This is a genomic window from Labrys methylaminiphilus subsp. lupini, assembly GCF_051161885.1.
Lineage (GTDB): Bacteria > Pseudomonadota > Alphaproteobacteria > Rhizobiales > Labraceae > Labrys.
In genome coordinates this window covers 557,034-580,859 of the sequence record NZ_JBMDIH010000002.1, presented here as the reverse complement: position 1 = coordinate 580,859, position 23,826 = coordinate 557,034, and the positions used below count along the sequence as shown (strand labels likewise).

Below are 23,826 nucleotides of genomic sequence, written 5' to 3'. Positions count from 1 at the left end.
AGCCCCGGTGAAAACATCGGTGGTGGAGCTCCGGATATGATTTCCGTGCGCGGCCTCAACAAGGTCTACAGCACTCGGCAGGGCAAGCCCATTCATGCGCTTGCCGACATCAATCTGGATATCGCTCACGGCGAGTTCGTCAGCGTGGTCGGTGCCAGCGGCTGTGGGAAAACGACGCTGCTGAAGATAATGGCGGGTATTCTTTCCAGGACCTCGGGTGACGTCCTCGTCGACGGACAACCTGTTGATCGACCGAGCCCACAATTTGGAGTCGTCTTTCAGGAACCGTTGTTGTTGCCATGGCGCAACGCGGTGCAGAACATTCGAGTGCCGATCGAAATACAGCGGCGCAACCGCGCGGAATTCGAGGTAGCGTCCCATGAACTCCTGCGACTCGTTGGCCTTCGCGGCTTCGAGAGAAGATATCCAGCCGAGCTTTCGGGCGGTATGCAGCAAAGGGTCGGGATCGCCCGGGCGCTGGCTCACGATCCGGATTTTCTTCTCATGGACGAGCCTTTCGGAGCACTCGACGCCATGACACGAGAGCAGCTTAATCTCGATCTTCTTGAGATCTGGCGCGAACGCAGGAAAACCATTCTTCTCATCACCCACAGTATCGCCGAAGCCGTGTTCCTCGCGGATCGCATCGTCGTGATGGGTTCGCGACCGGGGCACATCGCGGAAATCATCGATGTCGAGCTGCCGCGTCCACGTGACCTCGAAATAATCAATTCCGACCCGTTCGGCATTTACGTCAAGCGCGTGCGCTCACACTTCGGATCCAGAGGTATGGACGCATGACCGGAAACCCCGGCTCGGGAATGCGCCGGCCCATAGCAAGGAAGGTCGCAACGGCACTGAGGAAGCGCCCGGAAGCCCCGCTGTCCATCATCTTGCTGGTGCTTGTGATCAGCGGCTGGGAGGCGGCCATATGGCTGTTTGCAATCCCATCCATCATCCTCCCCACTCCAACGGCCGTCGCCAGGGCATTGTGGAGCAATCTAAGCACGGCCCGCTTTTACATGCATGTCGGCGTGACGCTGTGGGAAGTCGTCATTGGTTTTTTGATCGGCGCCTGGTCCGGCGTCATCATTGGCGTTTCAATCGGCCAATGGAAGCTCCTCGACAAGGCTCTCTCCCCTTATATCATCGCTCTTCAAACAGTACCGAAAGTAGCGATCGCACCAATGATTGTGATCTGGTTTGGCTATGGTGTCGCTTCCAAGATTGTAATCACGGCCCTCATTGCCTTCTTCCCGGTTGTGGTCAACTGCATTGCGGGGATGAACGCTGCCTCCCAATTGCAGATCGAGATGTTGCGCTCATTCACGGCGACGCGCTGGCATGTATTTCGCATGGTCAAGATACAAACCGCTCTTCCTTTCATCTTCGCCGGTTTGGATATCGCTGTCGTGCTTTCCGTGATCGGCGCCATCGTTGGGGAATTCATCGGCGCACAGGCAGGTCTCGGCTATCTGCTACTCCAGCGAAATTTCTCAATGGATACGGCCGGCAGCTTCGCCATTCTCATCGTCCTGTCGCTCATTGGGATCACATTGCACCAAATCGTAGCTGAAGTCCGCAGGCGCGCCGTGTTCTGGTGCGAGGAAAAGGAAACGGCGGCGACCGGCAGTTCATGAACAACGCAATTGGCCAAATGAAATGGACAACGACATGCCCTCTCGCCCCGTAACGAGAGCCCTGAGGGGCCTATTTCTCGCCGGCCTCACTGTGCTCGGGATTGTGAGCGGCCCTGTTTCCGCGCAGGCAGAGGTAAAGTCGGTCAAGATCGGTGTTAGCGGTACTAGTTTCCTGAACCTGACCTATTACTATCTGCTGCTCCCAGACCTGCTCGGATATTGGCGGGAGGAAGGGTACGACGTCGACGTCTTTCCGGTGAGCGGCTCATATGAGGCGGTTCAACAACTGGCGGCTAATAATCTCGACTTCGCACAAATAGGTGCCATAGCCATCATTCAGTCCAACACAGAGCGTGGGATTCCGATACGCGGCGTGGTCACCAATGGAACCTTGGGAGTGGGGATCGCCGTTCAGAAAGATGGTCCGATAAAATCGGCTTCCGACCTCAGGGGTCAGAATATCGGTATTGTCAGCCTATCGAGCAGTGCTGTCCCTTTGTTGAATTCCTATCTGAACGGCAACGGTCTTTACGCGGATGACGTCACGCTGGTAGCGACAGGCGTCGGCGCTTCTGCGCTGAACGCGCTCGAGAGCGGTCGTGTACAGGGGCTCATGTATTGGCGAGCTGCTCTGGTCGGGTTCGAGAATGCGGGTGCTAAGATCAACATCCTGCGCGATCCGGCATGGGCTGCCATGCCGGACTACACCTTCGCGACCAGCCAGAAGACGATCGATCGAGATCCCAAGATGGTCGAAGGCATTGCCCGCGGCATCGCAAAGGCCATGGTCTTCGCAGCTGCCAACCCCGATTGTGTCCGCCGGCTGTTATGGAAGAAATATCCTGACACGAAGCCGACGGGCGTGGACGAGGAGCGGGCCGTGGCGACAGACATGGCGCTCATGACGGCGACCTTGGAGGACCAGAGGCAAGCCATTGCACTCAATCCGAACGGATACACGGCCGCCACGAGTGTCCAGGCGTTCGGGAAATACCAAGACTTCCTATTCAAGGCCGGCGTGCTGACCCGCGAAATCGAGCCTGTTCAGTTCGCTATGGCGAGCGAAGGACTCTGGGCAAAGGTGAACGACTTCGACAAGGTCGCCATTGAAAAGAAGGCCTCGGCTTGTAAATAAGCTGCTTTCTGGCAATGCATCCTGAATCTGATGACGTGCCTATTACACGTACCGTGACATACTCGATGTAGATCCCATGAACATCATAAAAAACCACTATATTGAGGTAAATTATTGAGGTTACTAAACTGACTTTTTGACTTGGCCACGCCGCAGTTTCTGCTTTTGATTAATCTTGGGAGGGGAAAGAGCAACTTTCGCTCATCGCTGCGCAGCAGGGGCCAGGCCGCTAACAGTCGAACTGGAGGTCCACCTCAGGCTACTTCGCCCCACTACAGTAGCCCCTCGGTGTCCGCTCGGCTGTTGGATCATTGCCACCGAGGCTGGTAAAAAGTCTCCACGATTAAAAGAATGGTCCCGCGACATTCTAGGCGGAGATTAGGTTGTAGCTCCCGAACGCAAAAACCGCCCTGATGGTCATATCAGGACGGTTAGCGACTTATGATAAAATTGGTTGCGGGGGCTCGCAACCAAGCCCTACGCCCTAGCACGCCACAATGTCCGAAACCGGTATTTCTCGCGAGCGACTACAATGTTGGTGATTGGCAGAACCCTCCATGCCAAGCCTGACTTCGTGCCTCCCATGCCAGTATCTCATGTAGTTCGAGCCACATCTGATAAGCTACGGCTATCTCTTCTCCGCGGGAGTATAAAAGTGCAGGAATAGGTCGATGCCTGTTTCGATCTGGATGTCGATCTCTCGCCGGCTGGGTTGGATCTCCGGCAGTAGCAGGCCCCGAATGTCGAGGTCGCCTCTTACAGTGCTGAGGAATTGGTTCGCGGCGAGAGCCGGATTCTGAACATTGAGCAGGCCCTTTTGGTGTGCCTCAGTCAGGAACTTCGCCAAACGCTCCGTCATGGCCTTAGGTCCCGCGTTGAACATGGCCTCACCGATCGAGGGGAATCGAGGCACCACCCCGACGATGGCGCGTCGCAAGAACATGGCGCGTTCCGACAGAAAGATCTCGACGAACTTTTGCGCAACGTGCCTGAGGACGTCCCGAACATCGTCGTTATCTGGCGCAATCTGCCATATTTCCGCAGATATGAGGTTCGCTTCATCCACCATGACCGCAGTGAACAATTCCTCCTTGCTCGCAAAATGCGCGTAGAGCGTCGCCTTCGATACCTGGGCCTGTCGCGCGACCATATCCATCGTGATCGTATCGAATCCATGATCCAGGAACAGCTCACGGGCGGCGGCCAGGATAGACGCGATCTTGCGATCTCGCTGCGTTGACGCACGACCTCCCGCATTTTCCTGCGTTGCTTCCTTTGCCCGCGGCGGAGTCATAGCTATCCATACCCCAAAAACTGAACCGTTCAGTTTGAACTTGACACGAGTGGCCATATTCAGCAAATAAAAAAACTGAACGGTTCAGTTTAGTTTTAAGAATGGATGACCGATGCGGAGGCCGCTTCGTTTCCCTCGACAATCAACCCCTTTCCTTTTCAGCGTGCTCGCCCTGGCATTGAGCGGATGCGGCGACAAGGAAAGTTCCCCCGTACCCGCGCCGATTCCCGTGAAGGCTGAGATCGTGACCGCGTCGCAACACATCCAATCAGTTGCCCTGACTGGAGAACTCAAGGCGCGTGTTCAAAGCGACCTCGCGTTCCGGGTCACAGGCAGGCTCGCCGAGCGCTTCGTCGAAATCGGCGATCATATCGAAGCCGGCCAGATGCTTGCGAAACTGGAGCCTCAAGAACAGGAGGCGGATGTCGCCAGCGCGGCCGCGGGCGTTCAGTCGGCCGAAGCGACCTTGCGCCAGACAACCGCTGCTTTCGATCGCCAGAAGACTCTGCTTGCCAATGGTTTTACGACCCAGGGCAATTACGACAACGCCTTGCAGGCCCTTCAAGCGGCGCGCGCGACCCTCGACGCCGCTCGCTCCAATCTGGAAACAGAGAAGGAACAACTTGGCTACACGACGCTGACCGCCAGTGCGTCGGGCATCGTGGTCTCGCGAAGTGCGGAGGCGGGGCAGGTCGTCGATGCCGCGCAGTCGGTCTTCACCATCGCACGCGATGGGGAGCGCGATGCTGTCTTCGAAGTCAACGAAGGACTTCTGTCGCACCGGCCGGCTGACGGCTCGATCGCGATCGCCCTGATCTCCGATCCCACAGTCACCGCGATCGGCCATATCCGCGAGATAGCCCCTGCAATTGATCCTTCGACCGGCACAGTGCGGGTCAAATTCTCAATCGATGCTCCGCCCGCCGCAATGACTCTCGGCGCCGCCGTCACAGGGACGGGTCGGTTCCAGCCCGGCCAAGCATTCGCTCTCCCATCAAGTGCGTTCTTTACGCAAAACGGCAATCCCGCCGTTTGGACAGTCGACCCGCAAACCCATGTTGCGACGATCAAGCCGATTACCGTCGATCGCTACCGAACCGATGAAGTGCTGGTCAAAGACGGTCTGCAAAGCGGCGATATCGTGGTGACGGGCGGAACACAATTGCTTCATCCCGGCCAGACGGTGACCCCGCTGATGCCGGCAATACAGGTCAGCGGGGAGGCTGCGAAATGAGGCGGGCTCCGTTGTTTGTCACGGCCGCCGTCCTGGCTGGCGCGCTGGCGGGTTGCAATTCCAACGGCGAGGATACCCAGGCACCTGCGCCTCCAAGACCCGTCGTCACCATTCTGGCCAAACCTCTCGAGGACCAGTCGGCCGGGTTCGCCGGCACCATCCAGCCCCGTTTTCAAACAGATCGGGGGTTTCGTGTCCTCGGTCGCCTGGTTTCCAGGAATGTCGAGGTCGGGGACGTCGTATCCCGAGGGCAAATTCTGGCTCAGATCGACCCGCAATTGCTGGACCTTGCAGTGCGGGCGAGTGAGGCCGATCTGGCCAAGGCTCAGGCGGCCCTCGCGAATACTTCCGCTGCGCAGAGCAGGATTGGCGCGCTGTTGGCCAAGCGAGTCGCCAACCAGGCTGATTTCGACACTGTTCAGCAGGCGCGTGAAGCGGCTGCCGCCACGGTGAAACAGGCCCAGGCCAGCCTTGCCAAGGCCCGTGAGCAGCGCAGCTACGCCACTTTAACGGCGGACGAGGCTGGCGTCGTCACGAGCGTGGATGCGCAAACCGGCCAGACTGTGATTGCCGGCAACAAGGTCATGACGATCGCCCGAACCGACATCAGGGAAGCCGTCGTGGATGTTCCCGATGAGACGGCGAGGCTTCTCAGGCAGGGTCAATCATTTGCAATCCGGCTCCAGGCGGATTCCTCCGTTACGGCAAGCGGAAAGCTCCGGGAGATCGCCCCTCAAGCCGATCCGTCGACACGCACGCGCCGAGTGAAGATCACGCTTGATCAAGCCGTCGATGCCTTCCGGCTCGGCGCGATGATCACTGTGTTCCCGAAACAGCAAACGACGTCACAGCAGGCGTTCGAGATCCCCGCCTCCGCGCTGCTCGACCGCAGCGGCGCTGCCGTCGTCTGGCTGCTCGACACGCAGACCAAAACCGTACGCACCGTCCCTGTCGAAGTCACGGTCCGAGGCAAAACCAAAGTGCAGGTCACGGGCCAGGCACTGGCCGGCGTCCGGATCGTGACTGCCGGCGTCCATAGCTTGTCCGAAGGGCAAAAAGTCGAGTTTGATGAAAGGATCTCCCCGTGACGCGCTTCAATCTTTCCGACTGGGCGCTCCGGCACCGCTCCCTCGTCTGGTATTTCATGCTGGTGGCGTCCCTGGCCGGGCTGCTCTCCTATTTCAACCTCGGCAGGGCCGAAGATCCTGACTTCACCATCAAGACGATGATCATCCAGGCACGCTGGCCGGGCTCCACCGTCGAGGACATGACCGCCCAGGTCACGGATCGGATCGAAAAGAAACTCGAGGAGCTGGATAGCTTCGACTACGCCAAGAGCCTCAACACGCCGGGCATGACAACGATCTTCGTCAATCTGAAGGATACGACCCAGGCCAAGGACATTCCCGCGACCTGGGTCAAGGTTCGTAACATGATCGGCGATATCAAGGACCAGTTCCCCGATGGGGTGATCGGCCCGACATTCAACGACAGCTTTGGCGATGTCTATGGCAACATCTACGCCCTCACGGCCGATGGCTACAGCCAGCGCCAGTTGCGCGATTACGCGGAAACCATCCGCGCCAAGATCCTGGCGGTGCCGGATATTGGTAAGGTCGATCTGATCGGAGCGCAGGATGAGGTCATCTACCTCGAATTTTCGACACGCCAGGTTGCAGCGCTTGGCCTGACGCAGCAGTTGATCGTCGACAGGCTGCGGGCGCAGAACGCGATCGCTCCCTCGGGTACGCTGGAAGCGCAGGCTGAACGCATCAGTGTGCGTGTCGGCGGTCAGTTCACCTCCGAAGAGAGCCTGCGGACCATCAACCTGCAAATCAACGATCGTTTCTTTCGCCTGGGTGACGTGGCCACCATCGGCCGCGGCTACATCGATCCACCGACCGCGCTTTTCCGCGTCGGCGGAAAACCGGCGATCGGGCTGGCGATCGGCATGAAACCAAAAGCCAATCTGCTTCATTTCGGCGAGGCGCTGAAGAAGCAGATGGCGAAGATCGAGTCCGAGCTTCCGATCGGGATCCGTGTGCATCAGGTCTCCGATCAGCCTGCCATCGTGGAGGAGGCCGTCGGCGGTTTCACCAAGGCACTGGCCGAGGCCGTCGCCATCGTGCTGGTCGTCAGCTTCATCAGCCTCGGCCTGCGGGCGGGGCTGGTGGTGGCCATCACGATTCCGATCGTCCTCGCCATTACCTTCATCGCGATGGAGCTTGCCGGCATTTCGCTGCAGCGAATCTCCCTGGGTGCGCTGATCATTGCCCTTGGCCTATTGGTCGATGACGCGATGATTGCGGTCGAGATGATGGTGGCGCGGCTGGAAGTGGGCGACACGCTTCGCAAGGCTGCGACCTATGTCTATACCTCGACGGCCTTCCCGATGCTGACCGGCACACTGGTGACGGTCGCCAGCTTCATCCCTGTCGGGTTGAACAACAGCGCGGCGGGTGAATTCACCTTCACGCTGTTCGTCGTCATCGCAGTCTCGCTTTTGGTATCCTGGGTTGTCGCGGTCCTGTTCGTTCCGCTCCTTGGGGTAACGCTGCTACCGAAGACGATGAAGCAACATCACGGGGAACCTGGCCGGTTCACCCGCCTGTTCGGGCGTCTGCTACGCTTTTGCGTGCGTTGGAAGTGGCTGACCATCGCCGTTACGGTGCTCGCATTTGGCCTCTCCGTCGGAGGAATGCGCTTCGTTCAGCAACAGTTCTTCCCATCATCCGATCGGCGCGAATTGATTATCGACTGGACCGTTGCGCAGAACGCCTCGATCACCGAGACGCGCGCTCAAATGGATCGCTTCGAAAAGCTCGCTCTCGAAGGCGATCCCGATGCCGAACACTGGTCTTCCTATGTCGGCCAGGGCGCGATCCGTTTCGTGCTGTCCTATGACGTGCAGCCGTCCAGTCCCAACTTCGGTCAAATCGTCATCGTGGCCAAAGACATCGAAGCGCGCGACCGGCTTCATGCGAAGTTGCGCGCGATCATTGCGCAAGACTTCACAGGCACCGATGCCTATGTCCACCTGCTCGACATCGGCCCTCCCGCCGGTCGCCCGGTGCAGTACCGCATCAGCGGTCCAGACCTGCAGATCGTGCGGAATTTGGCGCAGAAGGTTGCGGCTACGCTCTCAGCCAATACCAATCTCAGGGATATCGTCTATGACTGGAACGAGCCCGGCCGCGTGGTGAAGATCGACGTCCTGCAGGACAAGGCCGCACAGCTTGGCATCACCTCCGAGACCATTGCTACCGCACTCAACGGCATTGTTGGCGGCTCGACCGCAACGCAGGTTCGCGACAATATCTATCTGGTGAATGTCATCGGCCGAGCCCGCGGCGGGGAGCGCTCCTCCATCGAGACCCTGCAAAATTTGCAGATCCAGACGAGCGCCGGCAAATCGGTCCCCCTGGCTGCGGTCGCCAATTTCCGCTACGAGTCGGAGCAGCCGTCGGTCTGGCGGCGCGGTCGATTGCCGACGATCACCGTCAAAGCTGCGATCGCCACCTCCGTTCAGCCAGCCACCGTCGTTGAAGAGTTGGCCCCTCAGATAGGCGAGGTCACCAGCACACTGCCGGCCGGCTATGGCATCGTCGCGGGCGGCTCCGTCGAGGAGAGCGCCAAGGGACAGGCTCCCATCGTCGCCATCATTCCGGTCATGCTGTTTGCCATTGCGACGATCTTGATGATCCAGCTCCAGAGTTTCCAACGGCTCTTCCTCGTTGTCGTGGTGGCGCCCCTGGGATTGATCGGCGTGGTCGCGGCGCTCGTCCCGAGCGGAGCGCCACTCGGTTTCGTCGCCATCCTCGGCGTGCTGGCCCTGATCGGTATCCTGATCCGCAATTCCGTCATCCTCGTCATCCAGATCGAGCAGCTCCGCAGCGAGGGGAAGGACGGATGGACGGCAGTGGTCGAAGCGACGGAGCATCGCATGCGTCCAATCATGCTGACAGCGGCCGCTGCAAGTCTGGCGCTGATCCCCATCGCCCGCGAGATCTTCTGGGGACCGATGGCGTATGCGATGATGGGCGGCATCATCGTGGGAACGGTGTTGACGCTCCTGTTCCTGCCAGCGCTCTACATCGCCTGGTTTCGCTTCGAAGAACCGAAACATGAGGTTGAGCTGCCAACCGCACAGCCCGCGCAAATCCCGACGACCTAGCAAAACCTTACGTCGCCTGGGCTAGGTCCCGGCACGTTCTCCTCAATGCCATGGGCCTGGATTGCGATGATCAACCTTCAGGTTGCTGTCAGTTCTCAACGGACTTTCGCAAGGTGCAGTTGCGGCAAGGCGGCCATTGGCGATCTGCGCCTGGCGCGAGTGCTGTTGCTCTTAATCCCTCTTTTGCTCTTGGCCGCCTGCGCGACAAGGCCGGAAGAAGTGCTTCGGCCCGTACCGACGAAAGCGGCAGGTACTAGCCAGATCAACATGCTCGTCGTCACAACCCGCCAGGCTGTCCAGGATCCAGGCCAACTTTATTCGGGCGAGCGCGGGAAAGCGATTTCCTTCGATAGCATCGAAGTCTCGATCCCGCCGGATCACAACCGTAGGATCGGGGAGATACAGTGGCCGAGACATGTCCAAGCAAATCCCGAGCGGGAGTTCGCTGTGCTTGGGGTTCACAAAGTGGCATCCGAAGGGAAAATCCTCGAGTGGTTTCGTGGAAACCGCAATTTCAAGCGGCAGGTGGTCATCTTTGTTCACGGCTTCAACAACACCTATGCCGATGCGGTATTTCGCTTCGCTCAACTCAAGCATGATGCGGGTATCACCGCAGCCCCGATTCTCTTCACCTGGCCGTCTCGCGGAAGTGTTTTCGATTACCTCTATGACAAGGAGAGTGCCAATTATTCACGACGTGCCCTGGAAGACCTGATCATTCAGGCGGCAAAGAGCCCGGATGTCGGTGAGATCACGATCGTCGCACACTCCATGGGCACTTGGCTGGCAATGGAGGCTCTGCGTGGTGTCGCGATGCGCCAAGGGGGTGTTCCCGCAAAGGTCAACGATGTCATTCTTGCGTCCCCTGATATCGACGTAGATGTGTTTCGTCGGCAGATGATCGAAATGGGACCGAAGCTCCCCCGTTTCACGATAATCGTGTCAACCGCAGATAAGGCTCTTGCGATGTCTCGCTGGATTTCGGGCGGTATCAATCGCGTCGGCGGGGCGGATCCGACGCCCTATGCGGATACTCTCAAGCGTCTGGGTATCACGGTGATCAACACCAACGGTCTCGAGTCCAAGGACGCGCTCGGTCACAATGCTTTCGCCGACAGCCCCGAAATCGTGGGCTTGCTGGGTCGCCAAGTTGCCGGGCAGTCGCTGCGGCCCAATCAAACAGGCTTGGCCAATCGAATAAAAGGATTCGCCAATTTTGCCGGCTCAGCAACCCGGGCGGCCATTTCGCTTCCGGTCGCCATAATCGATCACGAGACGCCCAATGTGTTGAGCCCAGAATCGACAGGGACAAAGCCTAAGATCACGGGTGGCCAAATTGCCTACTGAGCAGCTCCTGGCTTTAGATAGAGACAGGCTGGCGCCTGCAATGCCTGCGGTATGTCGATCCACTCTTCCCGAACTTCCGCCCGGAACAGCGTAAGCGGCAATTGGATATCGCCTGTCCAGGGCAACGGAGCATCATAGACTTCCGTCGTTTTCAGCGTCCTTTCCAGTTGGGTGCGCTACAGCATCCTGGCCGGCGCCACCCTCGCCTTCATCGCTTCTTTCGATGAAGTGGTGATCGCCATCTTTGTCTCAGGCTCCCATGCCACGACATTGCCGAAGATGATGTGGGATGGTGCCACCAATGAGGTAAATCCGACCATCTCGACGGTTTCGGTCATCATGATCATGATTTCGCTTGCAGCCCTCGCCCTCGGAAGTGTGGCCACTCGCCGCGTTAAACGGCCTCGATGATCCGTCTGGCGCAGGAGGAGAGTGTCACTCTGCAAAAAAATGGTGGCGAAAACCCGCTGACGGCAGGATCCCCACCCTGACTGAGCCATTGGACGCCCGGCAGGTATGGCACGAACGCCTCAGCTGCCATGTGGGGTAATGGGCCGGATTTCCTGACTTGCTGCGGACCGCCAACCAATCATTATATAAAATCTATGGACTTTATTTAATCATTTAGTACTGTGGTTAGCGCCATACAACATAGAATGAATGTATTTATGAGTTCCCTGCAGCCAATTCCGCTGGGCATCGTGCTCTATCCTTCGGGCCACCATGTCGCGGCGTGGGCAGATCCACGCACCCCGGCCGATGCCGCGGTCGATCCAGGCCATTACATCCGCAGCGCCCGGCAGGCGGAAGCCGCCAAGCTCGACTTCGTCTTCGTCTCCGATCGCCTTGGCATCCCCGATGCTGCTCCGGATGCTCTGGCAAGGGTCGATGAGTGGTCACACGGCTTCGAAGCTCTGACACTCACAGCCGCGCTTGCAGCCGCAACAAGCCGGATCGGCCTGATCGCGACGGCTTCGACGAGCTTTACAGAACCCTATTTTCTTGCCCGCCAGATCGCCTCGCTGGATTTGATCTCAGCTGGGCGCGCCGGCTGGAATCTCGTCACTTCGTCCTTGCCGGCCGAGGCTCTCAACTTCTCATCGAGCCTGTCGTTCGATCATGCCGCCCGCTATGAACGTGCCGAAGAGTTCCTCGACGTCCTGCTCGGCCTGTGGGACAGCTGGGAAGAAGGTGCATTCCTGCGCGATCGTGACAGCGGCTTGGTGTTCGATCCCGCACGCCTCCATAGGCTCGATCACGATGGCAACTATTTTCGGTCCCGTGGCCCCCTCAATGTACCGCCATCGGCCCAACGGCGGCCCGTGATCGTTCAGGCCGGTTCGTCCGATCCCGGCATTCGGCTGGCTGCACGGGCTGGCGAAATCGTCTTTACGGCCCAGCCCGACCTTGCCAAGGCCAAGCTTTTTCGAGCGGAAATCAAGGCGCAGGCCCGTGCCTTCGGCCGCAACGCTGATGACGTCCTGGTGCTGCCGGGGATCTTCCCGGTGATCGGCAGCACCGACGCCGAGGCCCGGGACGTCTTCGAAGAGCTCCAATCCCGTATCTCTCCCCAGGTCGGCCTGTCGCTGCTGGAAACCTATCTGGGCGACGTCGATCTTTCCGGCGCCGATCTCGATAGCCCCTTGCCGCCTCTGGCCGAGTCCAATTCGATCAAAAGCCGCCAGGGCCTGCTGGTCGCGCTGGCCACCCGCGAAAACCTCACGATCCGGCAGTTGATCAAGCGTGTCGCCGGCGCCCGAGGTCATTGGCAGATCGTGGGGACCGCCCAATCCATTGCCGACCAGATGGAAGAGTGGGTGCGCGAGGGAGCTGCAGACGGGTTTGCCGTCTTGCCGCCGACCTTCCCGCAGGGCCTCTCGGCTTTCGTCAACGAGGTCGTGCCGGAACTGCGGCGCCGCGGACGCGTGCGTGAAGACTATGCCGGCGCCACCCTGCGCGAGCATCTGGGTCTGGCACGCCCCCTCTCCCGCCATAGCCCCGAAACGCTCAGGCATTCGGCCTAGGCAATCCCATCCTACCAACGGAAGATCGACCATGCATAGTTTCAACGTTGCCAGCCTCGCACTATCGGCAATCCTTGTCGCCGGAGCCGGGGCACAGGCCGCCACCATCACCATCGCCGACCCTGGCTATGCGACCGCACAGGCAACGGCTTTTGTCGTGAAGGCCGTGCTGGAGGACAGGCTGGGCACGGACGTCAAGATCGTCAATGCCGCCTCCGTTCCGGTGATCTGGGAGGCCCTCGCCCGCAACACCGGCGACATCGACGTCTGGACGGACGTATGGCTGCCGAACCAGGCCGCCCCCGTCGAGCAATATGTCACCAAGGCCGGCGCGGCCAAGCTCTCGCCTCTCTTCTATGCCGGCACGCAGGGCTATTGCGTGACAAAGAGCGCTGCTGAGCAGGGTGTCAAATCGGTCTATGATCTTGCCGATCCGGACAAGGCCAAGCTCTTCGATGCCAAGGGCGATGGCAAGGGCCAGATCTGGCTTGGGGCCTCCGGCTGGCTGTCGACCCAGATAGAAAAGGTCCGGGCTCGGGACTACGGCTTTGCCGACTTCTTCGACCTGGAGACGACCGACGAAGCCGTAGCGACTGCTTCCCTCGACAAGGCCTCCAAGGATGGAAAGGGCTGGATCGGTTATTGCTACGGCCCGCACCAGAATTTTGCGCGCTACGAGCTGGTCCATCTGCAGGAGCCTGCCCATGACGACAAGACCTTCACCTTTGTGAACCCGAAGGATGATCCCGCCTGGTTCGAGAAGTCCGCGGTCAAGTCGGCCTATAAAGATGCCGAGATCCATATTGCCTACAGCAAATCGGTCGCCGACCGCGCCCCCGAGGTCGCCAAGCTGCTCGAACGCGTTCAATTTGACACCCAGACGGTGAGCCAGCTCGCCTTCGAGATCGCCGTCAAGAAGAAGACGCCCGACGAGGCCGCCCGCGCATGGGTGAAGGCCCACCCCGATCTCGTGGCCAAGTGGCAGGCGCCTTGAAGCGCAGATGATCGAACTCAGGAACCTCTGGAAGATCTTCGCCGCGCGGCCAGAGCAAGTCCTCGCGGCCGCCCGCGAGGGCAGCGCGACGAAGGATGAACTTCGCCAGCGCTTCGATGCGGTGATCGGGGTGGCCGATGCGACTTTCCGCATCGAGCGTGGCGAGATCTTCTGCGTCATGGGCCTGTCGGGAAGCGGCAAGTCGACGCTGGTGCGCCTGATCAACCGGCTCATCGAGCCGACCGATGGCGATGTCCTGATCGATGGCGTCAATGTGGGCAGGCTGTCGGCCACGGACCTGCGGCAACTGCGCGCCCGTACCATCGGGATGGTGTTCCAGGCCAATGCGCTGCTGCCCCATCGCTCGGTACGGGACAATGTCGCGATGCCGCTGGAGATCCAGCATGTGGCGCGCTATGCGCGGGAGGATCGGGCCGAGGAAGCGCTTGCAAAGGTCGGCCTCGCCGGCTGGGGCGACCGCTCGGTACAGGACCTGTCCGGCGGCATGCAGCAACGCGTCGGCCTTGCCCGGGCCATCGCTGCCGATCCCGGCATTCTGCTCATGGACGAGCCGTTCAGTGCCCTTGATCCCCTCATCCGGCGCCAGTTGCAGGACGAGTTCCTCAGACTGTCGCGCGATATCGGCAAGACCACCGTGTTCATCACGCATGACCTTCAGGAGGCCATACGGATCGGCGATCGCATCGCGATCATGCGGGACGGCGGCGTCATCCAGATCGGCACGCCTTTCGAAATCCTGCATGAGCCGGCCGATGACTATGTCAGGGATTTCGTCGCCCATATTGCCGAGCCGCTCGCGCCGACGCCGGTAGCGAACGGCATCCGCGAAGTTGCCGATGTGAGCGCCGCGCCATGAACAATCGGATCACCAACGACTTGCCTTCGACCGCCGATACCCAGCGCAGGCAGGCGATAAAAGCTTTCACCGAGCGCAATGCGGCCTATTACGAGCGCGCCTTCGCCCGTCTCGGCAGCAGCGGCCGGCTCCGGCTGACTTGGAACTGGGCGGCTGCGATATTCGGCCCGATCTGGCTCGGCGCCCGCAGATTGTGGGGGAGCTTCTGGCCCTTCCTCCTGGCCGAACTGCTGGGCTGGATCCTGTTCGCCCAGGGGCTGGCGGGAGGGGCTGGCAGCGAAGCGGCCGCACGCGCAAAGCGCCTTGGTGAACTCGCCGCCAATCGGCTCGAGGAAGCACGCCACGCCGTGACCAACGGTGATCCTCTGGCTCAGTCGCTGCAGCAATCGGCAGCCTCCCTGGCCAAGGCAGCCGAGCAGGCGCAATCCAGCCTCGCTCAGGCCAGCGGCAAAGGCCCGATCCTGCTGGCACTCGGCATCGGCCTGATCATTGCCATTCGCAGCGTGCTTGGCCTTCTCGGCTCGAGCCTGCTGGAGCGGCGTTTTCGCCGGTGGCGACGCATACCGGCTGCGCCGGCCGGCCTCAGCCTGCCAGGCGCGGCCGCGGCCGTCGTGCTGATCCTGCTCATCGTTCCCGTGACTCTCTATGCCTTCACCGCGGCCCGGATTCCATCAGGCCTCGTCAGCGTGCCGACTATCCCGTCCTGGCACGAGGGGACCGCCGCATGGCTCGACGCTTCGATCGCCGGGCTCAGCGCGGCCATCGCGCCGCTGGCGCTCGGCATCACGCGTTCGATCAATGCCACCCTCGATCTCCTGGAAACCTGCCTCGTGCGCACCCCTTGGCCAGTGGTGATGGTGGTGATCCTTGCACTGGCCTATCAATTGGCGGGGATACGCGTATTCGTGCTCACCTTGGTGGCCCTCGCCTATCTCGGCCTGCTCGGCTACTGGGCGAAGGCCATGGAGACGGTGGCGCTGCTCGGCACCGCCGCCTTCGTATCCGTGCTGGTCGGCCTCCCCCTCGGCGTGTGGTGTGGCTACAACGCCCGAGTAGCAAGGATCGTCCGCCCAATTCTCGATTTCATGCAGACAATGCCGGCATTCGTCTATCTAATCCCCGTCATTGCCCTTTTCGGCATCGGCAAGCCGTCCGGCATCATCGCCACCGTGATCTTTGGCACACCCCCCGTCGTTCGCCTTACAACGCTGGGCATCCAGGGCGTTCCGAAAACCGTGCGCGAAGCGGCGCTGGCATTCGGGGCAACGCGTGCCTTCCTGACCTGGAAGGTCGATCTGCCGCTGGCCCTTCCCTCCATCATGATCGGCATCAACCAGACCATCCTCATGTGCCTCTCCATGGTCGTCATCGCCTCGCTGATCGGGGCCAAGGGCCTTGGCGAGGACGTGCTGACATCGCTGCAATATGCAGCACAGGGAGAGGGCATCCTGGCCGGCGTGGCGATCCTGGCCTGCGCGATCGTGCTGGACCGTATCGTGCAAGGGAGGGCCAGCGACGGGCCGCGCTAGCTCCCGAAGGCCGCCGGTTTGCCGACCAGACTCCTTGGAGCGATCCGGCGGCTTCCCACCCTTCGCCCGGCAGGAAATTTTCGCAGAGGTGACAATGCATCAATCTGTTCGAACCCTGTTCATCGCAGCAGCCGCACTGGCGGACATCGCCGTATCTGCGGCCCATTCCGCAGATTTCGATCTCAGCCCGGAACAGCCGGGCCGGATTCGAAGTCGAAAAGGTCGATCAAGCCATCGCCGCCATTCCCAAGGGCTTCAGATTCGTCACGCCCGGTACGTTCACGGTGGCCATCAGCCCGGGCAGTCCGCCGCTCGCCGCTTATGCGACGGATGCAAGAACCGTCGTGGGCGCCGATCCCGACTATGCGCTGGCGATTGCCGACAGTTTGGGCCTGACGCTCGATCTTGTTCCCGTCGCCTGGGCCGACTGGCCGCTCGGCCTGGCCTCCGGCAAATATGACGCGGTGATCTCCAATGTCGGCGTGACGGAGCAGCGCAAGGAGAAATTCGATTTTTCGACCTATCGCCAGGGCTTGCACGGCTTTTCGGTCAACAAGGACAGCGCCATCGGCGCCATCAGGGAGCCGAGGGACGTCGCCGGCCTGAGGATCATCGTCGGCGCCGGGACCAATCAGGAGCGCATTCTGCTCAAGTGGAACGAGCTGAATGTTGCGGCGGGCTTGAAGCCTGTAGAACTGCAATATTACGACGATGATGCGGCCAGCCTGCTGGCTTTGCGATCCGGGCGTGCCGACGTCATCGTCCAACCGCATGCGCAGCTTGTCTTCATCGCGGCTCGCGACAACGACATCAAAAGCGTTGGGACCCTTAGTGCCGGCTGGCCCGACCGTTCCGATGTGGCGATCACCACCCGCAAAGACAGTGGCTTGGCCAATGCCTTGACGATTGCCACCAATGCACTGATCGCCAACGGTTCCTATGCCCGGATTCTTCAGCGCTGGCAGCTTTCCCGCGAGGCCTTGAGCAAGTCGGAGACCAATCCTCCGGGGCTCCCCAAATTATGACTGCAGACAGTGTCTAGACTACCCCTCCTGGGGGTTTGGTGTTCTTCGCCTTCCTAGCCGCGCCTTGCGAGCTAGCTCCCGAAAGAAATAACCAACAGATCGATTGCGGCGATTCTGGTGGAATGATGAAAGGAAATGGAATGCCCACGGGTACCGTCAAATGGTACAGCGCTGAAAAGGGATATGGCTTCATTCGGCCAGATGACGGCGCAGGCGATATTTTTCTCCATATCAGGGAGGTCGAGGCGGCCGGCATCGATATCCTCCGGGAGGGACAGAAAATAAGCTATGAGCCGGTATCGGACCGTAAAACCGGAAGGATAAAAGCCGGCCGGCTGCAGCTTCAAGACTGAAGGCAATAGGTCGTCATGAACTCGCTGCCTCGTATTCGACAAGCAAACCCGCCAATTCGCTGGCCTGGCGGGCGATATCGACGACGGCCGTGCTTTCCCACCATAGACCGCGCAGCGGGGGGCCGATTGCAAGGAGCTCTCGAAAAGCTTCTCCGTGACGATCGATAACGCGGAATTGCGTCGTCACATCGATTCCCAGCCCCAGCGGACCGGGGCGCACCCATCCGCGCTGCAGAAGATTTCGGGGAAGAGGCTGATCGACGCGGCGCCAGTCATATTCGACACCGCTCGAAACGATGACGGCGTCGTAGGTGCCATTCTCCACGCCAGTGCTTCCTCGCAACCGCATTGTCAACCGCGGCTTTCGCTGGCTGGTGTCGACCGCCTGGACGTCAGCTGCGATGTGACGCAATCGTCCCTCCGCGACGAGCCGGTCGAGGAGGAGAGCGGCCTGCGGCGGCGAACGATGATGATGGCTCTCCCAAAAAGGCCGGACAAGGCGGACGAAGCGGCGGCGCTGCAGGTCGCTGGCCGCATGCCAGAACCGGGCGATATGAGCACGCACCATATCGAGAGGGGCCTGCCAGTCTATTCCCAGCCTCAAGGCTGCCCGGCACTCCCGTCGTACTTTCCGTGTCAGGGCTCCCAAGGAAATCCCACCTACCTCCTCAGCCAGGAAATCGGGCCACTCGGGGGGAAGACGGCGGGGGTGAGGTTTCAGCCCATGTCGGGAGATCACGTCGATGGAGCCTCGATGCCCCGCATGCTGGAGCGAGACGACAGCATCCACCATCGTCAAACCTGCACCGACGATGGCAATGCGAGCATCGGCCCCGCCGGTCGCTTCGAGTGCAGGACGCCACGGATCGAGCATGCCCCGCCGCTGGTTGGCTGATTCACGAACGCTAAGCCTGGATTAGTTCCCCGTGGCCAGGACCACGACCGAGGCTGACAAGGGAGCCCCCTCGTGAAAGTGCACTTCGAGGCTACCTTCCGCATCTCTCACATCGACAACGCGCAAAGATAGCCATTGAAAGCGTCTGCCATGGCGCGCATTGGTGGTCACCGCGTCGGCAAGCAGTTCCTGTATATAGAGCCCATAGATCGATCGAGGCGCAAACATATCGGATACAGGAATATCCGGCGCCTCGGGCCACCCTCCTCTTCGAACGAAGCGGGCAAGCCAGTTTGTGAAATGCTCGGCATCGTCGGGATCGGCACTCATCCGGCCTGCATTGGCGTTCACCAGATGGATGCGCCCTGCGGTCGAATAGGCAAGGCCCCGCCCCGGTGGGCCTGCGTCGTCGATCACGACGACCTGTCGCTTGCCTGGAATTCCGAGCAAGCGGGCAGCAAGTAGAGCCCCGCTGACGCCGCCACCGACGATGACGATCGGCCCTTCCGAGAATGGCTGCCCAGATGCGTCAGGCATTGGGCGAAGGACCGAAGAAGGGAATCTTGTAATGCGCCTTGTACTCGGCCTTCACAATTTCCCACTCACCGTTGTTCTTCGCTTCGAGATAAGGCTTGGGATAGGCCCATCCCTCCGGCTTGGGCAACCCGGCCCACTCCACGTCAATGTCGAGCGGCGTGATTTCGCCTTGTGGATCCCAATCGGTGGGATGAGCGATCTTTGACATCTTTCGATAGTCGAAAGGCAGGACATCGCCATTGTCGACATAGCGTTTAATGTAGACGTCGACATTCTCTCGTGTGGTCGTCACCGAATGCCAGTTGAGTATGCGCTCCGACGCACGAGGTTTCCAGCCATTCAGCACGTCATAGAGATAGGCAGTGAAGAAGCCTGCCTGGAAGGCAGGGCAATTGGCGCTCGTGGCAAGCTGTACACCGCTCTTGATGGCGCGAGCCCCTTCGGCTGTACCGTCGGCGCCAACCACCAGCACATCTTCGCCGGCACGCAGCCCGGCATTGCGCAACGCCGCGATCACGCCCTGGGCCACATCGTCGTTCTGGGCCACCACCCCGACGATGTCGCTATGACGCGCGAGCAAGGCCTGGGTCGCCTTGAGCGAGTCCTCGCGGTTGAACAGGCCGGGCAGTTGATCGACGAGCTGCGTCTTGGGGAAGGCTTTGAAGGCTTCGTCACGCCCGCGGCTGCGAACCGAGTCCGTCGAGAAACCAGGCACGCCGGTAACTCCGAGTATCTTGCCGCCTCCGAGCCTCTCGGTCACCGTCTTCAGCAGCACCTCGGTGACGGCACGGTGGGCCGAAAACTCCTCCGGCACTGCATAAAGCGCATAATATTCGCTGGCGTCGAACGGCGTGAACCATGGCACGTTGCCCAGACATTGGAAAAATAGGCCTTGTTCTGCTCGGCAAGCTGGGCAATGCGCTTGACGGCGCTGCCATCGGGCGCATGGAGGATGACGGCGTTTGCGCCGATGTTGAACTGCTCTTCAGCCTGGTTCAGCTGACGCTGGCTATCGACCTGCCCATCGAGATAGCTATAGCCCAGGCCGAAAGCCTGGGCAGCAGCCTGGGTGGCCCTACTCGCCTGCACCATGAACTCAACGCGGCTGGTCCAGGCGAGATAGGCCAGCTTGCCCGACGGAGCGGCGACCGCGACGGATGGACTGCCGAGCAGGCCCGCAGCCGCGCCAGCCGCAACGCCAGCAGAGGCCAGCGCGAGGAAATCACGACGCGATACGCCATGGGTGTCCAGGCGATCGAGATGTCGGCCGACAAGGCGCTTGTCAGTCAGATCGCCAAAGGCAAAAGCACTCTTCTTGAAGGGCACGAAGGCCTCCTGTTGCGATGGGGCAGATGTTGGCGGTGCAAGGGCCGGTCCTATTCGGCGGCCTGGAGCCGGCTCGGCGGCAAGAGGGTTGCCGGCGCAAGGCCGAGATGATCGCGCAGCGTCGTGCCCTCGTAACGCGTGCGCACAAGGCCGCGCCTTTGCAGCTCGGGCACGACGAAATCCGAAAACTCCTCGAAGGAACCGGGCAAGTAGGCGGCCGAAACAATGAAACCGTCCGCCTCCTCGTTATGGATGCTCGCTTCGAGTTGGTCGGCGATCTGGCTGGGTGTGCCTGCGATCTGCGGGAGCAGCACACCCTGGGCATAGAGCTTGCCAAGGTCACGAAGGGTGAGATTGTCTTTGGCGGTGACGCGCTGGGCAACGTCAAACAAGCCGTGATTGCCACCCACCGCGACGTTGCGGATCGGCTCGTCCTGCGAATAGCGCGAGAAGTCGTGATCGAAATGGGCCGACAGCGTGATCAAGCCTGCTACCGGATCGGCGAGCTCGTTGTGGAAGGCCTGCTTTTCCCGCGCGATCGTCTCCGTTTCACCCACGAAGGGGATGAAGGAGGGAAAGATCTTCACATCATCTGGCTGACGGCCATAACGGGCCAGGCGGCCCTTGACATCGGCATAATAGGCCTTGCGTCCTTCCGGCGTCGGGTCAATCTCGAAGATGATCTCGGCCCAGCGCGCCGCAAATTCCTTGCCGCGGCTGGAGGAACCAGCCTGCATGATTGCCGGACGTTTCTGGGGCGAGGACGGCACGGTGAGCGGGCCGGCGGTATCGAACCAGTGCCCGCGGTGTGCGGTGCGATGAACCTTGGAAGGATCTGCAAACAGCCCCTGCTTGTCGAGAATGAGAGCATCGGGCTCCCAGCTTGCCCACAGGCCGAAAGTCGCCTCCAGGAATTCGTCGGCGCGCTCGTAGCGGCTCTCATGTTCGAGATGCTGGCGGAAGCCGAAATTCTGGGCTTCGGCATCGGCATTGGACGTTACCACGTTCCAGGCGATGCGTCCGCCGGTCAGGTGATCCAGTGTACCGAAGGCCCGCGCAATGTCATAGGGTGCGTAGTAGGTGGTCGAGCGTGTGACACCCAGCCCGAGATGACGAGTGGCCGACGCCATGGACAGCGCCACATAGGACGGGTCGAGCGCCGCCGCGGTCTGAGCGCCCGCCGCAAGCGCCTGCCTGAAATCGTCGCCATAGCGCCCTGGCACAGCCAGCACGTCGGCAAAGAAGACGAAGTCGAAGAAGCCTCTTTCGGCGGCACGAGCGATCGCTGCGTAGAAGTCCGGCTGCAGGAAGTTCAGGGCGCCCCTAGGATGACGCCACATGGCGTGGCTGTGCGTTACCGGGGAAGCCATCAGGAAGCCGGCCAGATGCATCTTTTTCGACATGGATCCTCTACTCGATCATGGGGAAATCGCGCACCTGCTTCCACATGCGCGGCTGGCCAGCCTCGTCAGGCCGGGAAGAACTTCTCATCGGGCACCACGCCCAGCGAAATGAAGATCCGGTTGGTGTGGTTGAACCAGGAACTCGTTTCGACCGCCTCGAGAATCTCGGCATCGGAAAGGCCCGCTTCCCGCAACCGGCCGAAATCCTCCTGCCCGACCGATTTGGGTGTCAGGGTGATCTTGCGGGCGAGATCGGCCAGCGCCCTCTCCCGTTTGGAGAGCGACACGAGATGGTCGTCCAGGGCGATACGCTGGGCACGTGCATGATCGTCCAGCACATCGCCGAGCGCGCGGGTATGATGGATGGTGCATAGGCCGCAACCATTGGCAGCCGAGACGATCACGGCAATAAGTTCGCGCTCTTGCAGCGGCAAGTGGCCGCGCGGCGAAAACAAGCTTTCGAAATAGCCGGCAAAGCGGCCCACCGTCTCGCCATTGACCGAGAGAGCGCGCACCCAGTTTTCCTGATGGTGCGCATCGACGACCTTTCGGACGTTCTCAGGCAAATCCCCGGTCTCGGGGATGGGCAAGCGGGAAATCGGATGCTCGAAAGTCTGTTGCAACAAGGCGGTCATGATCTTTCTCCTCTGAAGCAGGCTATTCGGCGGCCTGGCTGTGCCGCTGGCGGAATCTCGTCGCCGGGTGACTTCCGGTTAGGAGTGCGGGACGCCCCGGGAAAAGGCGCTCGCGCAAGGTGCCGGATGCGTATTCGCGCTGGGCAAGCCCGCGCTGGCGCAGTTCGGGCATCACATGCTCGATGAATTCGACGAAGGAACCGGGCGTGGTCTGATAGGCGACATTGACGCCATCTATGCCGGCGTCCCGCCAGGCCTCGAGGTGATCGGCGATCTGCTCGGGCGTGCCAACGATGCGACCATTGTAGGACATGGCCGTCACCAGATCGATCAGCCGCGCCTTCCTGCCCGGATTGGCTTCTTCGAAGAACTGGGTGAAACCCTGCAATCCTTCGATCTGATAGTCCGCCACAGGCTTGTTCGGATCGAGCAGACCGAAATCAATGCCAAGATCGCGCCCGACATGTGCGGCAAGGCCATCGGTACTTACATATTCGTCGATCGCACGGGACTTGCGCCAGGCCTCTTCTTCCGTACTCCCCACCACGAAGGACAGGCCCTGGAAAAACAGAAGATCCTCGGGACGCCGACCTGCCCGGACGAGTTCGGTCCGGATATCCCCGATCGCGGTCCTTGCGGCCTCAGGCGTCAGGCAGACGAGGAAGGTTGCTTCGGCGTTTCGCGCCGCAAAAGCCCGGCCTGCGTGGGAGGAACCGGCCTGGATCAGCACGGGTGTGCGCTGCGGGGAGGGCGTGGTCAGATGAGGCCCGGCGACGCGATAGCGCGATCCCGCATGATCGATAGGGCGAATGCGGTGCGGATCGGCGTAGACCCGCCCGTCCCGATCGAGCAGCACGGCATTATCGTCCCACGACCCCTCCCACAGCTTGTAGGCAATTTCGACATACTCATCCGCCCAGCGATACCGTTCGTCATGCGGCACAGGCTCGGTGAAACCGAAATTGGCCGCGGCGTTGCGGCTGGTGGAGGTGACGATGTTCCAGCCGATACGCCCACCGCTGAGATGGTCGAGGGTCGACACACGGCGTGCAAAATCGAAAGGATGCGCCTGCAGGATCGAACTGGTGAACATCAATCCGAGTTGGTTGGTCGCGCCGATCAGTGCGGCCGCCAGCACCGACGGATCGTTGGCCGGAAAGTGGATCCCCTCTTTGAGATAGATGTCCCAGCTTCCATTGTGACCCTTGTCGACGCCGATGACATCGGCAAGGAACAGGGCATCAAAGCGGCCCCGTTCGAGCGTGTGTGCCAAGTCCACCCAGGTGGAAAGCTGGTTGAGCTCGGTCTGACGCGTTGCTGGATGCCGCCACAGCCCGTGATAGACATGGGAAACAGCGTTCATCGAAAAGGCGTTGAAGATGAGCCGCTTGCGCATCTTTCCCC

The 23,826-nt window shown here is 60.6% G+C and carries 21 protein-coding genes and 1 pseudogene; 13 read left to right on the top strand and 9 right to left on the bottom strand.

What is annotated here, in order from left to right; all coding sequences use genetic code 11:
- Window positions 1-36: 36 nt before the first annotated feature.
- The 3 genes from ACN6KF_RS28400 to ACN6KF_RS28390 are packed head-to-tail and all read left to right on the top strand — an operon-like array spanning window position 37 to window position 2,775.
- Window positions 37-801 carry an ABC transporter ATP-binding protein gene (locus ACN6KF_RS28400; protein WP_434960247.1) on the top strand — a complete coding sequence of 255 codons (765 nt, stop codon included), beginning with the start codon at window positions 37-39 and terminating at the stop codon, window positions 799-801.
- On the top strand, window positions 798-1,640 hold the full coding sequence (locus ACN6KF_RS28395) for an ABC transporter permease (RefSeq protein ID WP_434960246.1): 843 nt from the start codon (window positions 798-800) through the stop codon (window positions 1,638-1,640). Before ACN6KF_RS28400 ends, ACN6KF_RS28395 begins: the two co-directional genes overlap by 4 nt.
- Window positions 1,641-1,662: 22 nt before the next feature.
- Complete coding sequence (locus ACN6KF_RS28390; protein ID WP_434960245.1) at window positions 1,663-2,775, top strand: ABC transporter substrate-binding protein; 1,113 nt, start codon at window positions 1,663-1,665, stop codon at window positions 2,773-2,775.
- 628 nt (window positions 2,776-3,403) lie between these two features.
- Here ACN6KF_RS28390 and ACN6KF_RS28385 read toward each other — a convergent pair.
- Window positions 3,404-4,069 carry a TetR/AcrR family transcriptional regulator gene (locus tag ACN6KF_RS28385; RefSeq protein ID WP_434960244.1) on the bottom strand — a complete coding sequence of 222 codons (666 nt, stop codon included), beginning with the start codon at window positions 4,067-4,069 and terminating at the stop codon, window positions 3,404-3,406.
- A 112-nt stretch (window positions 4,070-4,181) separates the two neighbouring features.
- Here ACN6KF_RS28385 and ACN6KF_RS28380 point away from each other — a divergent pair, with 112 nt between their 5' ends.
- The 4 genes from ACN6KF_RS28380 (at window position 4,182) to ACN6KF_RS28365 (ending at window position 10,824) form a co-directional block, all read left to right on the top strand.
- Window positions 4,182-5,303 carry an efflux RND transporter periplasmic adaptor subunit gene (locus ACN6KF_RS28380; protein ID WP_434960243.1) on the top strand — a complete coding sequence of 374 codons (1,122 nt, stop codon included), beginning with the start codon at window positions 4,182-4,184 and terminating at the stop codon, window positions 5,301-5,303.
- A gap of 11 nt (window positions 5,304-5,314) precedes the next feature.
- Window positions 5,315-6,391, top strand: a complete 1,077-nt coding sequence (locus ACN6KF_RS28375; protein ID WP_434960242.1) for an efflux RND transporter periplasmic adaptor subunit — start codon at window positions 5,315-5,317, stop codon at window positions 6,389-6,391.
- The gene (locus ACN6KF_RS28370; RefSeq protein ID WP_434960241.1) at window positions 6,388-9,477 is read left to right on the top strand and encodes an efflux RND transporter permease subunit; all 3,090 of its coding nucleotides are present in this window, start codon (window positions 6,388-6,390) and stop codon (window positions 9,475-9,477) included. The genes ACN6KF_RS28375 and ACN6KF_RS28370 overlap by 4 nt, the downstream gene beginning before the upstream one ends.
- A 66-nt stretch (window positions 9,478-9,543) precedes the next feature.
- Window positions 9,544-10,824 (top strand): alpha/beta hydrolase, encoded by a 1,281-nt coding sequence (locus ACN6KF_RS28365; RefSeq protein WP_434960240.1) that lies wholly within the window; start codon window positions 9,544-9,546, stop codon window positions 10,822-10,824.
- Window positions 10,825-11,000: 176 nt separating this feature from the next.
- Here ACN6KF_RS28365 and ACN6KF_RS28360 read toward each other — a convergent pair whose 3' ends face one another.
- The gene (locus ACN6KF_RS28360) at window positions 11,001-11,165 is read right to left on the bottom strand and encodes a hypothetical protein (RefSeq protein ID WP_434960239.1); all 165 of its coding nucleotides are present in this window, start codon (window positions 11,163-11,165) and stop codon (window positions 11,001-11,003) included.
- A gap of 327 nt (window positions 11,166-11,492) precedes the next feature.
- On the opposite strand from ACN6KF_RS28360, the gene ACN6KF_RS28355 reads away from it, so the two are divergent.
- The 6 genes and pseudogenes from ACN6KF_RS28355 (at window position 11,493) to ACN6KF_RS28330 (ending at window position 17,626) form a co-directional block, all read left to right on the top strand.
- On the top strand, window positions 11,493-12,848 hold the full coding sequence (locus tag ACN6KF_RS28355) for an LLM class flavin-dependent oxidoreductase (RefSeq protein ID WP_434960238.1): 1,356 nt from the start codon (window positions 11,493-11,495) through the stop codon (window positions 12,846-12,848).
- 31 nt (window positions 12,849-12,879) lie between these two features.
- The gene (locus ACN6KF_RS28350; protein ID WP_434960237.1) at window positions 12,880-13,842 is read left to right on the top strand and encodes an ABC transporter substrate-binding protein; all 963 of its coding nucleotides are present in this window, start codon (window positions 12,880-12,882) and stop codon (window positions 13,840-13,842) included.
- 7 nt (window positions 13,843-13,849) lie between these two features.
- Window positions 13,850-14,719, top strand: coding sequence for a quaternary amine ABC transporter ATP-binding protein (locus ACN6KF_RS28345; protein WP_434960236.1), 870 nt, complete (start codon window positions 13,850-13,852; stop codon window positions 14,717-14,719).
- On the top strand, window positions 14,716-16,248 hold the full coding sequence (locus ACN6KF_RS28340) for an ABC transporter permease (protein WP_434960235.1): 1,533 nt from the start codon (window positions 14,716-14,718) through the stop codon (window positions 16,246-16,248). Before ACN6KF_RS28345 ends, ACN6KF_RS28340 begins: the two co-directional genes overlap by 4 nt.
- Before the next feature lie 94 nt (window positions 16,249-16,342).
- Window positions 16,343-17,273, top strand: a pseudogene (locus tag ACN6KF_RS28335) (ABC transporter substrate-binding protein).
- Between the two features lie 140 nt (window positions 17,274-17,413).
- Window positions 17,414-17,626: a cold-shock protein gene (locus tag ACN6KF_RS28330; protein WP_434960234.1), complete on the top strand. Its 213-nt coding sequence runs from the start codon at window positions 17,414-17,416 to the stop codon at window positions 17,624-17,626.
- A 13-nt stretch (window positions 17,627-17,639) separates the two neighbouring features.
- On the opposite strand, the gene ACN6KF_RS28325 is transcribed toward ACN6KF_RS28330, so the two are convergent.
- The 7 genes from ACN6KF_RS28325 to ACN6KF_RS28295 all read right to left on the bottom strand — a co-directional run bounded on the left by ACN6KF_RS28325 (window position 17,640) and on the right by ACN6KF_RS28295 (window position 23,818).
- Window positions 17,640-18,500, bottom strand: a complete 861-nt coding sequence (locus ACN6KF_RS28325; protein ID WP_434960233.1) for an FAD/NAD(P)-binding protein — start codon at window positions 18,498-18,500, stop codon at window positions 17,640-17,642.
- 42 nt (window positions 18,501-18,542) lie between these two features.
- Entirely contained in the window at window positions 18,543-19,058 is a 516-nt protein-coding gene (locus ACN6KF_RS28320; RefSeq protein ID WP_434960232.1) for an FAD/NAD(P)-binding protein, read from the bottom strand.
- Window positions 19,051-19,923: a sugar ABC transporter substrate-binding protein gene (locus ACN6KF_RS28315; RefSeq protein WP_434960231.1), complete on the bottom strand. Its 873-nt coding sequence runs from the start codon at window positions 19,921-19,923 to the stop codon at window positions 19,051-19,053. The genes ACN6KF_RS28320 and ACN6KF_RS28315 overlap by 8 nt, the downstream gene beginning before the upstream one ends.
- Window positions 19,824-20,384 carry a twin-arginine translocation signal domain-containing protein gene (locus ACN6KF_RS28310; protein ID WP_434960230.1) on the bottom strand — a complete coding sequence of 187 codons (561 nt, stop codon included), beginning with the start codon at window positions 20,382-20,384 and terminating at the stop codon, window positions 19,824-19,826. Before ACN6KF_RS28310 ends, ACN6KF_RS28315 begins: the two co-directional genes overlap by 100 nt.
- A gap of 50 nt (window positions 20,385-20,434) precedes the next feature.
- Window positions 20,435-21,787, bottom strand: a complete 1,353-nt coding sequence (locus ACN6KF_RS28305; RefSeq protein WP_434960229.1) for an LLM class flavin-dependent oxidoreductase — start codon at window positions 21,785-21,787, stop codon at window positions 20,435-20,437.
- Window positions 21,788-21,852: 65 nt separating this feature from the next.
- Entirely contained in the window at window positions 21,853-22,422 is a 570-nt protein-coding gene (locus tag ACN6KF_RS28300; protein WP_434960228.1) for a peroxidase-related enzyme, read from the bottom strand.
- A gap of 22 nt (window positions 22,423-22,444) precedes the next feature.
- Entirely contained in the window at window positions 22,445-23,818 is a 1,374-nt protein-coding gene (locus ACN6KF_RS28295; RefSeq protein WP_434960227.1) for an NtaA/DmoA family FMN-dependent monooxygenase, read from the bottom strand.
- Window positions 23,819-23,826 lie beyond the last annotated feature (8 nt).

What these genes read in the sequence shown, in the direction of transcription:
- ACN6KF_RS28330 (WP_434960234.1), top strand. Translation starts at nt 17,414, where the DNA reads ATGCCCACGGGTACCGTCAAATGGTACAGCGCTGAAAAGGGATATGGC.
- ACN6KF_RS28355 (WP_434960238.1), top strand. Translation starts at nt 11,493, where the DNA reads ATGAGTTCCCTGCAGCCAATTCCGCTGGGCATCGTGCTCTATCCTTCG.
- ACN6KF_RS28395 (WP_434960246.1), top strand. Translation starts at nt 798, where the DNA reads ATGACCGGAAACCCCGGCTCGGGAATGCGCCGGCCCATAGCAAGGAAG.
- ACN6KF_RS28325 (WP_434960233.1), bottom strand. Translation starts at nt 18,500, where the DNA reads ATGCTCGATCCGTGGCGTCCTGCACTCGAAGCGACCGGCGGGGCCGAT.
- ACN6KF_RS28295 (WP_434960227.1), bottom strand. Translation starts at nt 23,818, where the DNA reads ATGCGCAAGCGGCTCATCTTCAACGCCTTTTCGATGAACGCTGTTTCC.
- ACN6KF_RS28345 (WP_434960236.1), top strand. Translation starts at nt 13,850, where the DNA reads ATGATCGAACTCAGGAACCTCTGGAAGATCTTCGCCGCGCGGCCAGAG.
- ACN6KF_RS28320 (WP_434960232.1), bottom strand. Translation starts at nt 19,058, where the DNA reads ATGCCTGACGCATCTGGGCAGCCATTCTCGGAAGGGCCGATCGTCATC.
- ACN6KF_RS28400 (WP_434960247.1), top strand. Translation starts at nt 37, where the DNA reads ATGATTTCCGTGCGCGGCCTCAACAAGGTCTACAGCACTCGGCAGGGC.
- ACN6KF_RS28360 (WP_434960239.1), bottom strand. Translation starts at nt 11,165, where the DNA reads ATGATGACCGAAACCGTCGAGATGGTCGGATTTACCTCATTGGTGGCA.
- ACN6KF_RS28365 (WP_434960240.1), top strand. Translation starts at nt 9,544, where the DNA reads ATGATCAACCTTCAGGTTGCTGTCAGTTCTCAACGGACTTTCGCAAGG.
- ACN6KF_RS28385 (WP_434960244.1), bottom strand. Translation starts at nt 4,069, where the DNA reads ATGACTCCGCCGCGGGCAAAGGAAGCAACGCAGGAAAATGCGGGAGGT.
- ACN6KF_RS28305 (WP_434960229.1), bottom strand. Translation starts at nt 21,787, where the DNA reads ATGTCGAAAAAGATGCATCTGGCCGGCTTCCTGATGGCTTCCCCGGTA.
- ACN6KF_RS28340 (WP_434960235.1), top strand. Translation starts at nt 14,716, where the DNA reads ATGAACAATCGGATCACCAACGACTTGCCTTCGACCGCCGATACCCAG.
- ACN6KF_RS28350 (WP_434960237.1), top strand. Translation starts at nt 12,880, where the DNA reads ATGCATAGTTTCAACGTTGCCAGCCTCGCACTATCGGCAATCCTTGTC.
- ACN6KF_RS28390 (WP_434960245.1), top strand. Translation starts at nt 1,663, where the DNA reads ATGGACAACGACATGCCCTCTCGCCCCGTAACGAGAGCCCTGAGGGGC.
- ACN6KF_RS28380 (WP_434960243.1), top strand. Translation starts at nt 4,182, where the DNA reads ATGCGGAGGCCGCTTCGTTTCCCTCGACAATCAACCCCTTTCCTTTTC.
- ACN6KF_RS28300 (WP_434960228.1), bottom strand. Translation starts at nt 22,422, where the DNA reads ATGACCGCCTTGTTGCAACAGACTTTCGAGCATCCGATTTCCCGCTTG.